Source organism: Streptomyces sp. NRRL WC-3618, assembly GCF_001280005.1.
Taxonomy (GTDB): Bacteria; Actinomycetota; Actinomycetes; order Streptomycetales; family Streptomycetaceae; genus Streptomyces.
In genome coordinates this window covers 21,780-32,243 of sequence record NZ_LGDW01000493.1, presented here as the reverse complement: position 1 = coordinate 32,243, position 10,464 = coordinate 21,780, and the positions used below count along the sequence as shown (strand labels likewise).

Genomic DNA, 10,464 nt, shown 5'->3' with positions numbered 1-10,464 from the left:
GGCCACCCGCACCTGGTGGGCGCCGCCGCCCCGCTTCTCGTACGGGCCGGAGACGTACGCGGCGCGGAAGCGGGTCAGCTCCTCCACACCGGACTTGAGGAAGCCGCTGCCGGGCTGCGGCGGCAACTGGTAGGCGTCGGGCACCCCGAGCACGCCGCGGCTCTCCATCGCGGAGAACGTCCGCAGGCCGACCCGGTACGACAGATGGCTCTCCAGCGCGTGCATACGGCCCTCGTCGAGGCGCTGGGAGGCCAGGAGCAGGTGGACACCGAGGGAGCGCCCCAGGCGGCCGATCATCACGAACAGTTCCATGAACTCGCGGTGTGCGGCGAGCAGTTCGCTGAACTCGTCGACGACCACGAACAGGCTGGGCAGCGGCTGCAACGGGACCCCGGAGGCGCGCGCCTTCTCGTAGTCGAGTGCCGACGTGTAGTTGCCGGCGGCCCGCAGCAGTTCCTGACGGCGCATCAACTCACCGTGCAGGGCGTCCTGCATACGGGAGACGAGCGCGGCCTCACCGGCGAGGTTGGTGATCACGGCGGAGGTGTGCGGGAGTTCGTCGAGGCCGAGGAAGGTGGCGCCGCCCTTGAAGTCGACGAGGACGAAGTTCAGCGTCTCCGAGGAGTTGGTGAGGGCGAGGGACAGGACGAGGGTGCGCAGCAGTTCGCTCTTGCCGGAGCCGGTGGCGCCGATGAGCATGCCGTGCGGTCCGGTGCCGCCCTGCGCGGACTCCTTGATGTCGAGCTCCACCGGCTGTCCGTCGACGCCGACGGCGATGGGCACCCGCAGCCGGGCGGCGCCGGTGTGCTGCTGCCACATTTTGGCGGGGTCGTGGCGGTGCAGGTCGGGGATGCCGAGGAGGTTGGTCAGTTCGAGGTTCGTGGACAGCGGTTCGGCGGCGTCCGTGCCGGTGCCCAGGCCCATGCGGTAGGGGGCGATCCGGCGGGCCAGGGCCGTCGCGCCGACCACGCCGAGGCCGTCGGGGCGGCCCAGCACGGTGGTCTGCTCCTTGCGGTCACGGTCGGTGCGGACCAGCCCGAAGGTGTCCTTGGTGACGTCGAAGCGGAGGGTGACCCGGCCGGGCCGCCAGGTGAGCGCGCCGGACAGGTCCAGTACGACGGTGTTGCGGAAGCCGGGTCCCTCGAGCCGGTGGCCGCTCGGGACGGTGGCGCCGTCCACGACGATCACGATGAACGGCTCCTCCCGGCCGGGTACGGCGTCCGGGTCGAACTGGGGCCGCTCCTCGAACTCGGCGCCGAGGGAGTCCATCAGCTCGCCGAACGCGGAGAACGTCATCCGGGCGGGTCCGGCACCGTCGGTGTCGTGCGGGTGCAGGGCGTGCGGGAGCCACTTGGTCCACTCCCAGTCCGCGCGCCGTTCGTCGGACACGCACAGCGCGATCCACAGGTCGTCCGGCGAGTGGAAGGTGGCGAGCTGGGCGAGGACGGCGCGGGCCACCGTGCGGATCCGGTCCTCGTCGCCCCGGAACAGCACCCGGGCCCAGGCCCGCAGGTAGATCGCGATGGGCTGCTCGGGGACGGTCGCGTAGGCGCGGATGAAGCTGCGCAGGGCGTGCGCGGCGAGCGGTTCCAGGTCCTCGACGGGGCTGGTGGACGTCGGCGTGAGTTTCAGGCCCAGTTTCTGTTCGCCGACCGCGACCCGGACCTCGCCGAAGTCCTCGTCGCGGGGGCGGCGTTCCCACAGCCGGGTGGTGCCCACCATCGCCCAGAGGGCGGCGGGTTCGGGGTGCCGCCAGGCGAGCGCCCGCTGCTGGTCGACGACGGCGCCGCGTACCTTGCGCCGGATCTGGCCGAGGTAGCGCAGATAGTCGCGCCGTTCGCCCTTGAGCCGCTGCTTGCGTTCGCTGCTGCGGCGCATCGCCTGACCGACCATCATCGCCGCGGCCGCGACGACCATCACCCCCAGGGCGAGATAGATGAATCCGCCGCTGCCCCGCGTCATGCCGGGCCGCATGAACATGAACATCATGGACACGGACATCATCGCCATGGGGAGGTACGTCCACACGGCGGAGGAGTCGGGCACCACCTCGGGGAGCGCGGGCGGCTCCTGAAGGTTCAGCTCCCCGTCGGGCATCTCCGGGCCTCGGCGCCGGGCCGGGCGGCGGAACAGGACCACACTCAAGGAGCTTCTCCTTACGAGGACTTGCGGGGAGTTGCGGAGGGCTACGAGGACTTGCGGGGGACTTGCGAGGACTTCGGCGGGTTACGGGGGTTGCTGGGCGGGCGGAGCCCGGCGGGACGGGGCCTGAGGGCGGCCGGCGGTGGGCCGGGGCCCGCTGTTGTCCCGGTGGCGGCTGAAGCCCGCCGTGCATCTGATACTACGATCGTCATGTCGAACGCCAACGACCGGTCCTCCACGGCCAGTTCGTGACCACCTGAACAGGACCGGCCCGGCGCGACCTTCGGCGGGACGTCATCCGGCGTTCCCCTCCAGGCCACGGAAAGCACCTTCGAAGAAGCGTGAGCAAGCCCGATGACTGACACTCAGATGGCGGAGCTGTGCCGGCTGACGGTACGAGCCCCGGCCAAGACCATGGATCTGGCCGTACCCGCCGACGTGCCCGTCGCGGACCTGCTGCCCGCGGTCCTCGGCTACGGCGGCGACGATCTCGAGGAGACCGGGATCGACCACGGCGGCTGGGTGCTCCAGCGGCTCGGCGGCGAGCCGCTGGACGAGGAACGCACCCTGGACTCGTACGGCCTCCGGGACGGCGAGACGCTCTTCCTGCGGCCCCGCACCGAGGCGCTGCCCGAGGTGCACCTGGACGACCTGGTGGACGGCATCTCCACCACCATGCGACAGCGCCCGCACGGCTGGAGCCCCACGGTGAGCCGGTGGCTGCTGCTCGGGATCGCGCTGGCGGTGCTCGCGGCCGGCATCCTGCTGGTCGCGCTGCCGGGCGGCTCCGCGGCGCCCCGCGCGGTGTTCGCCATGGCCGCCGGGCTGCTGCTGCTCGCGGGGGCCGGCGCGGCGAGCCGGGCGGTCGGTGACGCGGGCGCCGGAGCCGCGCTCGGCGTCATGGTGGCGCCGTATCTGGCGCTGGCCGGCTGGCTGTTGCCGGGCGGCGCGCTGAAGGGCCCGGAGCTCCACGAGGTGCTGGGTTCGCGGCTGCTCGCGGCGACGGCGGCCGGGGCGGGCGGCGCGGTGCTCGCACTGGCGGTCGTGGCCTCGTACGCGGCGCTGTTCCTCGGCGTCACCGTGGTCTGTGTGTTCGGGGCGCTGGCGGCGGTACTGATGCTCGCGGCGGATCTGCCGCCGGTGCATGTCGCCGGGGTTCTCGCGGTCGGGGCCGTGGTCCTCGGGGCGTTCGTGCCGACGCTGTCGTTCCGGATGTCGGGGATGCGGATGCCGCCGCTGCCCACCAACGCCCAGCAGTTGCAGGAGGGCATCGAACCGCACCCCACCGCCACGGTGGCGTCCCGGGCCGTGCTCGCCGACGGCTGGATGACCTCGCTGTACGGCGCGGTGGGCGTGGTCGCGTGGGCCTGTCTCGCGGTGCTGGCCCGGGAGAACGATCTGCCCGAGACGGTCATGGCGGTCGTGCTGTCCCTGCTGCTTCTGCTGCACGCGCGGGGCCTGGGCAACGTATGGCAGCGGCTGTCGCTGGTGGTTCCGGGCGTGGCAGGTCTGCTGGCGCTGGTCGTCGTCTCCGTTCCGCAGGCCTCGCCGGGGACGCGGCTGGTGTGCGCGGCGGGTCTGCTGGCGGCCACGGCGGGGCTCGCCATCGCCTCGTGGACCGTACCCGGGCGGCGGCTCGTGCCGTACTGGGGGCGGATCGGCGAGGTGCTCCACTCGGCCCTGGCGATCAGTCTGCTGCCGCTCGGCCTGTGGGTGCTCGGCGTGTACGGGGCACTGCGGTCCATGAACGGCTGACGAACCGTTCCGTTCAAGCGGCCGGTGACCGGAGGCCGGCAAACCGACGACTAGCAACCCACGACCGACCGACGACCGACTGACGCTCCACCACCGGCCGTACGCGGCCGGACCCGAAACGGCCGAACCGAAAGGGAACCAAGGCTGTCATGCAGTCCAGACGCGATCAGGTCCAGGCGCACATGTTCGTCATGGGGCGGCTGACCTCGAGCATGCTGCGGGCGGACCCGGACGCCCCGGAGAGCCCGCAGGGCCGGACCAACCGGGGGGTGGTCATCGGTGTGCTGATCGCCGTGCTGCTCTCGGCCGGGGCGTTCGTCCTCGGTCTGCTCAAGCCGGGCACCAAGGACTCCTGGCAGGCGAGCGGGACCCTGGTGGTCAACAAGGACACCGGCTCCCGCTATCTCTATCTCGGCGGCCGGCTGCGGCCGGTGCGCAACTACTCCTCGGCCCGGCTGCTGATGGGCGCCGACATGAAGGTGTCCATGGTCGGCTCCGCGTCGCTGCGTGACACCCCGCACGGGGCGCCGGTCGGCATCGACGGCGCCCCCGACGCGCTGCCCGGCGCCGGCGACCTGGACGCCGGGCCGTGGCAGGTGTGCTCGGGCACCGGATCCGGCTCGACCGGCACCACCCTCGCGGTGGGCGCGCGGTCCGACGCACCCGGCCTGCCCGCCACCCAGGCGCTGCTGGTGACCGGGCCCGACAAGGCCGACTATCTGGTGTGGCGGGGCAGCAAACTGCTCCTGTTCGCCAACTCCAACGCGCGCGAGGCCCTCGGTTACGGTTCCACTCCGCGTACGGCGGTGTCGGCGGCGTTCCTCAACTCCCTGCCGTCCGGCCCGGATCTGGACCCTCCGCCGGTGACGGACAAGGGCGCGGCCGGACCGTCGCTGGGCGGCCGGAGCACCCGGATCGGCGAGGTGTTCCGGGTCACCGTGCCGGGCGCCGCCGAGCGTTACTACCTGCTGGAGCGCGAGGGACTGACCCCGCTCACCGCCACCTCGGCCGCGCTGGTGCTGGGCGACCCGGACACCCGCGAGAAGGTGTACGAGGGCCGGGCGCCGCAGGCCGCCGTACTGGGCGCGGACGCGCTGAACGGCCGGCTGGTCCCGGGGTCGAGCGAACTGCCGCAGAACACGAATCTGCCCGAGGCGCCGCCGGAGGTGGTCGGCATCGATGAGGCCACGACCGCCTGTGTACGGATCACGACCGGTGCGCAGGGCCCCCGGATCAGTGTGGCCCTCGAGACGGCGGCGGCCCTGGGCCCGGCCGCGCAGGCGCCGCCGGAGGGGCTGACACCGGCCTGTCTGCCGGTCGCCCGGATCACCGTACGGCCCGGTGGCGGTGCGCTGGTGCGGGCCCTCGGGGCGGGCGGGAGCCAGGTGGGCGGCACGCTCTACCTGGTGACGGACACCGGGATGAAGTACCGGGTGGGTACGGCGAAGGCGCTGGCCTCGCTCGGTTACACGGAGGGCCAGGCGCTCGGGCTTCCCTCGCCGCTGCTGGCGATGCTGCCGACCGGTCCCGATCTCAGCCTGGAGGCCGCGGCGGTGGGCGAGAGCGGTACGACGGCGCCGCGCTGCGAAGGCAGCCGACCATGACTTGCCCCTACCACCCAACCGGAAGGGCAAAAGTGACGTCCATCATTGGTGGAGCAACTCACCCATGTCTACGCTCACTTGGACCACTAGAATTCCAGGAGGCCCAGATCCATGGCACCTACAGGTAAGCAGCAGTCACAGGCGGATGCCACCAGGAACGGTGTCACCGCCCTGGAGCAGGCCTTCTCGGGCGTTCAGCGATGCCGCCAGGACGTCGAGAACATGAAGCACAATCTCTCCTCCGGCTACTCGGGTAGCGACGGCGGGGCCTTCCAGAAGCTCCTGGAGCGGTGGGACCAGCAGGCGGAGATCATCTCGAACAACCTGCAGAACATGATCGACACGCTGAACGACACGCTCAAGGCGCAGGGTCAGCAGCAGGGTTCGGCCAACTCGTCCATCCAGGAGGCGTACAGCCGGTCCGAAGCGATCTTCGAGGCCCTGCGCGGCTAGGGCCTGTCTGTCGTAGGACAGCTCCGCGCCGCGTTCCTCCGCCCCTGACACGACCGCCTCGAGACAAGGACAGCCATGCCCGACTTCACCGACGGACTCATCTACGTCGACTACTCCCACATGAACAACGCCGCCGACGACATGGTCCAGCAGACCAAGGCGATCGACAGCATCCTCACCAACCTGGACGCGGAGCTCCAGCAGCTCAAGGAGACCTGGGAGGGCGAGGACAAGGACGTGTACGGCAAGAAGCAGGAGGCGTGGAACAACGCCGTCTCCGAGATGGAGCGGATTCTCGGCGAGAACTCGGCCCTGCTGAACGAGGTGTCCGACAGCTACCAGTACAGCGAGAAGTCCCTGACGCAACTCTGGGAGAGCGTGCGCATCGGCGGCGCCTGACCACGTGAGGGCGGCGGCACACCCACCCCGGCGGCCGTCCGCGTGCACACCCCGCGGACGGCCGTCTCCTCGTCCCCCTCACGGCGGGGCGGGACCTGACGGACGCAGGAACAGGAGGAGTACCAGATGGCGACCACTCCCACGGTCAATCTGAACAAGTCGTGGCTGCAGAGCTTCATCGACAACGACATCATCCCGTTCAAGGACGAGATCAGGAAGATCGGCCTGGAGGGCAACTCCCCGGTGGACGGGGTGCTGGTGCCGGCCCTGGCGGACCTCGAGGCGGAGGGCGGAAAGACGGCTGCCGGCTTCCTGGACGGGCAGGTGAAGCCGCTCGCGATCGGAACGATGGCGAGCGAGACCGCCGGCCGGACCAACGGCGGCAATGTCACGGCGAAGCTGAACGAGCTGATCACGCAGGTGAACGCGATCCTCAAACAGCAGGGGGAGCTCTTCGGCGAGATCGAGGACGACCTCAAGGAAACCCTTTTGAAGATGTTCAAGACCCAGGACGAGAGCCTGGACAAGATCGACGGGAAGAAGTTCGTGAACTTCTTCGAAGACGTGGACAGCATCCTGTCCGAGGGTCCCGGTGGCGAGAAGAAGGACTGACCATCCCCCATGTAGTCGTCCTGTCGTCGTCCCGCTAGTCGTCCTGTAGCCCTTCTGTAGCCCTTCCGTAGTCGATCTGAATTCGTTCTGAAGTCCTTCTGACGAAAAGACCCCACCATGGCGCTTGACCCCAGCAAAGTCACCAACGATCTCACCGCCGCCAATGACGTGTGGTCCGAGGCGGTCAAGTTCTTCACCGGCTACGCCGCGCCGGCCCGGGACATTCTTTTCGACACGCTGGTCGGCAACGAGGGTATTCCACTGATGAAGGTGGAGATCTCGACCATGGACTCCGTGGACTACGTCGACGCGGACGACCTCAACTGGCTTTCCGAGAACGCCGGCTACAAAATCAACAACACCGACTTCGTCATCCCCTTCTACTCCTCGAGCGGCGGGGAGGGGTCGACCGTCAGTTATCACAAGGCGCGTATCACGCTCCTCGGTGACCACACCGAGAAGGACGGGCAGCTGACCGGCGGTGTGCTCGAGGGCGGGGAGTTCAGCAGCCACATCAACAACCACCTGGGGATGGACGGCAAGCCCACCTGGAACACCGCGCCGCTGAACCAGTACAGCTACGGCACCGGGCGCGCCCTGGAGGCGCTGCTGTGGAACAACGCGGGCACCCACGGCTTCGCCTTCGGCGGCAAGCCCGTCGACAACGCCAATTCCGTCACCCTCGCGAACTTCGACGTGGTGGCGGGAGCGTTCGACCGGGTGGCGAAGTTCTTCGTGGACCAGCAGAAGAAGGTCGAGGAGTGGCAGGGCAGGCTCGGCACCGAGGAGAACGAGGCCTGGCGCGGCCAGGCGGCCGGTGTTTTCTGGGATCTCATCGACAAGCTGAACAAGCAGTACTCCGACTACGCCCAGGACATGAGCCAGGGCGGGACCTACTACTCGAAGCAGGGCAACGAGATCCGGGACGCCAAGGAAGCCCTGGTGACGGCCGCCGGTAATCTGCAAAAGGAATGGGCGAGCTGGGAATGGGAAGACGGCAACCCCTTGGTGCATCTGCACAAGATCCTGTCGTCGATCACTGATTACGCGTGGGACCACAACATCACGAAGATCACCTACGACATCGAGGTCGCAGGCGAATCCGTGTACACGACCTATGAGTCGGAAGCCGGCTTCAGCAACCAGGCCGTGCTCGCCGGCGGCCACAATCTGCCGGCGGAATGGACGGGCAAGGACTTCGGCCCGCTGAAGGAGCTCAGCACCTGGGCGGCCATCGGGAACCAGGCGATCCTGCTCTGGCAGAAATCCGTCGAGGACCGACTGGAGAAGGTCGCCGTCTCGTCCCTGAATTCCCTGCGCGATGCCTGGAGCAACGCGAATTTCGATCTCGGCGCCGTCAAGTCGCGTCCCGGTGAGACCCTCAAGCAGGGATACACCGAGGACAAGTCCGAGATCGCCGAGGAGAAGGCGAACAAGGCGGCTGAGGACGCCGCCAAGGCCGCCGCGGCGGCGGCGAAGAAGCAAGAAGAGTTCATGCAGTGGCAGAAGGAACAGGCTCTCAAGGCGGAGGAGGAGCGCAAGAAGGAGAAGGCGGAGCAGGAACGCAAGGAGAAGGAAGCCCAGGCCAAGCAGGAGCAGAAGGAGAAAGAGGCCGAGGCCAAACAGGCCCAGAAGGAGAAGGAGGCCGAGGCCAAACAGGCCGCCGCGCAGGCCAAGCAGGAGCAGAAAGAGGCCCAGGCCAAGGCCGAGCAGAATCAGAAGGAGAAGGAAGCCGAGGCCAAACAGGCCCAGCAGCAGGCCAAACAAGACGCGAAGCAGGCCGAGCAGGAAGCCAAGCAGGAACAGAAGGAGAAAGAAGCCGAGGCCAAACAGGCCCAGCAGGAAGCGAAGCAGGAGAAGCTCCGCACCGAACAGGAGGCCAAGCAGACCGAGGCACAGAATCGTCAGGAGCAGCTCCAGATAGCTCAGGTGGCCCAGGCGAAGGCCGAGCAGGAGCGCCAGCGCAAGGAGCAGGCGCAGAAGGAGGCCGAGGCCGAGGCCAAGCAGGAGCAGAAGGAGAAGGAAGCCCAGGCCAGGCAGGCCGAGCAGCAGGCCAAACAGGACGCCAAGGAAGCCGAGCAGGAAGCCAAGCAGGGACAGAAGGAGAAAGAAGCCGAGGCCAAACAGGCCCAGCAGGAGGCCAAGCAGGAGAAGCTCCGCACCGAGCAGGAGGCGAAGGCGGACCACCTGCGCGCCGAGCAGGAGGCCAAGCAGGAACAGAAAGAGGCCGAGCAGGAGCAGAAGCAGGCTCAGGCGGAGGCCAAGCAGGAGGCCAGGCAGGCCGAGCAGAAGGCCGAGCAGGAGCACAAGCAGGCCGAGGCCGAGGCCAAGGCCGACAAGCTCCGCGCCGAGCAGGAACAGAAGCAGGCCGAGGCGCAGAGCAAGTACGAGGCCGAACGGCGGTCCGTCCTCAACCACGGTGACCTCTCCCAGCTGTCACCCACCGACATCAGCGGCCCGGTCAACGACGGTCCGCTGCACCTCGGCGGCGGCTCCCTCAACGACGGTTCGCTGGACGTTCCCGGCGGCGGTCACACCCACGTCGACGCGGACGGCCGCGTGGTCACCGACTTCCCCGACGGCAGCTCGACGACGATCGACCCGCTCACCCACACCTCGACGGTGACCCGGCCCGACGGCTCCACCATCTCCGGTCCGCTCAACTCCGGTGACCTGCTGACCAATCCGGACGGCAGCGCCACGCACCTGGACCCGCGGGGCCACGTGGTCACCCAGTTCCCGGACGGCACCGTCCAGACGGTCGACCCGGACACCGGCGCCACCACGGTCACCCACCCGAACGGCACGACGACGTCCGGCAACCTCAACGGCAACCTCCACCTGCCCTCCTTCAACTCCCCCTCGCACGGCGGCTTCGGCGGCTTGGGCGGCCACGGCGGCTACGAGGAGGAGCTCTACGACGGCTCCCCCTACCAGTCGCCGCTGGACTACGGCTCTTCGTCGGGGCCCCAGCCGAGCCCCACCCGTCAGTTCCTGAACTCCGGTCCCTTCCCGGGCCTCAGCACCAGCGGCTCGGACGTGTCGGGCGGTTCCGCGGGCAGCGGGGCACCCGGGGGCGGAGCGCCGATGGGCGGCGGCATGGGTGGCGGGATGGGCGGGGGCATGGGCGGCGGTATGGGCGGAGGCGGTGGGGGCGCCGGAGACAACGGCGAGCGCGTGCGTAATGTTTTCGACGGCGATGTGGTCAGCAACCGGCGCCCGAAGGCGGGCGCGCGCACCGGCCGCGGGGGTTACGCGGAGGACGAGGTACGGGTGGCGGCGAGCGGTCCCACCACGTCCGGCAGTACGCCGTTCCTCCCGGGAACGGGCGGCGCCGACGGGCCCGGCCGGACCAAGACGCAGAGCGGTGACCGAACCCGCGAGGCGTGGGAGCCGGAGGACGAGGACGTGTGGGGAACGGACGAAGGGGGCGCGCCCGCCGTGATCGGCCGATGAGGCGGAGGCCCACGGACTGCGCGGCTCCCTGTGCCCCGTACGC

Annotated in this window: 7 protein-coding genes; 6 read left to right on the top strand and 1 reads right to left on the bottom strand. The window is 69.3% G+C overall.

Translation table 11 applies throughout. The annotated features are described in order from the left end of the window. On the bottom strand, positions 1-2,139 hold a 2,139-nt coding region (eccCa, locus tag ADL01_RS40080), incomplete at its 3' end, for a type VII secretion protein EccCa (protein ID WP_063783643.1). Between the two features lie 357 nt (positions 2,140-2,496). On the opposite strand from eccCa, the gene eccD reads away from it, so the two are divergent. From eccD to ADL01_RS47365, 6 genes are all read left to right on the top strand, one after another. After that, positions 2,497-3,897 (top strand): type VII secretion integral membrane protein EccD, encoded by a 1,401-nt coding sequence (gene eccD / locus ADL01_RS40075; protein ID WP_053747027.1) that lies wholly within the window; start codon positions 2,497-2,499, stop codon positions 3,895-3,897. A gap of 149 nt (positions 3,898-4,046) precedes the next feature. Next, a complete protein-coding gene (gene eccB, locus ADL01_RS40070) occupies positions 4,047-5,501 on the top strand; it encodes a type VII secretion protein EccB (protein WP_053747026.1) in 1,455 nt (484 codons plus the stop codon). 111 nt (positions 5,502-5,612) lie between these two features. After that, positions 5,613-5,954: a WXG100 family type VII secretion target gene (locus ADL01_RS40065; protein WP_053747025.1), complete on the top strand. Its 342-nt coding sequence runs from the start codon at positions 5,613-5,615 to the stop codon at positions 5,952-5,954. Positions 5,955-6,029: 75 nt separating this feature from the next. Continuing rightward, positions 6,030-6,353 (top strand): WXG100 family type VII secretion target, encoded by a 324-nt coding sequence (locus ADL01_RS40060; protein ID WP_053747024.1) that lies wholly within the window; start codon positions 6,030-6,032, stop codon positions 6,351-6,353. Positions 6,354-6,479: 126 nt separating this feature from the next. Further along, on the top strand, positions 6,480-6,965 hold the full coding sequence (locus ADL01_RS40055) for a type VII secretion system-associated protein (RefSeq protein ID WP_053747023.1): 486 nt from the start codon (positions 6,480-6,482) through the stop codon (positions 6,963-6,965). A gap of 117 nt (positions 6,966-7,082) precedes the next feature. Beyond that, on the top strand, positions 7,083-10,421 hold the full coding sequence (locus ADL01_RS47365; protein ID WP_053747022.1) for an AAWKG family protein: 3,339 nt from the start codon (positions 7,083-7,085) through the stop codon (positions 10,419-10,421). Positions 10,422-10,464: the final 43 nt, after the last annotated feature.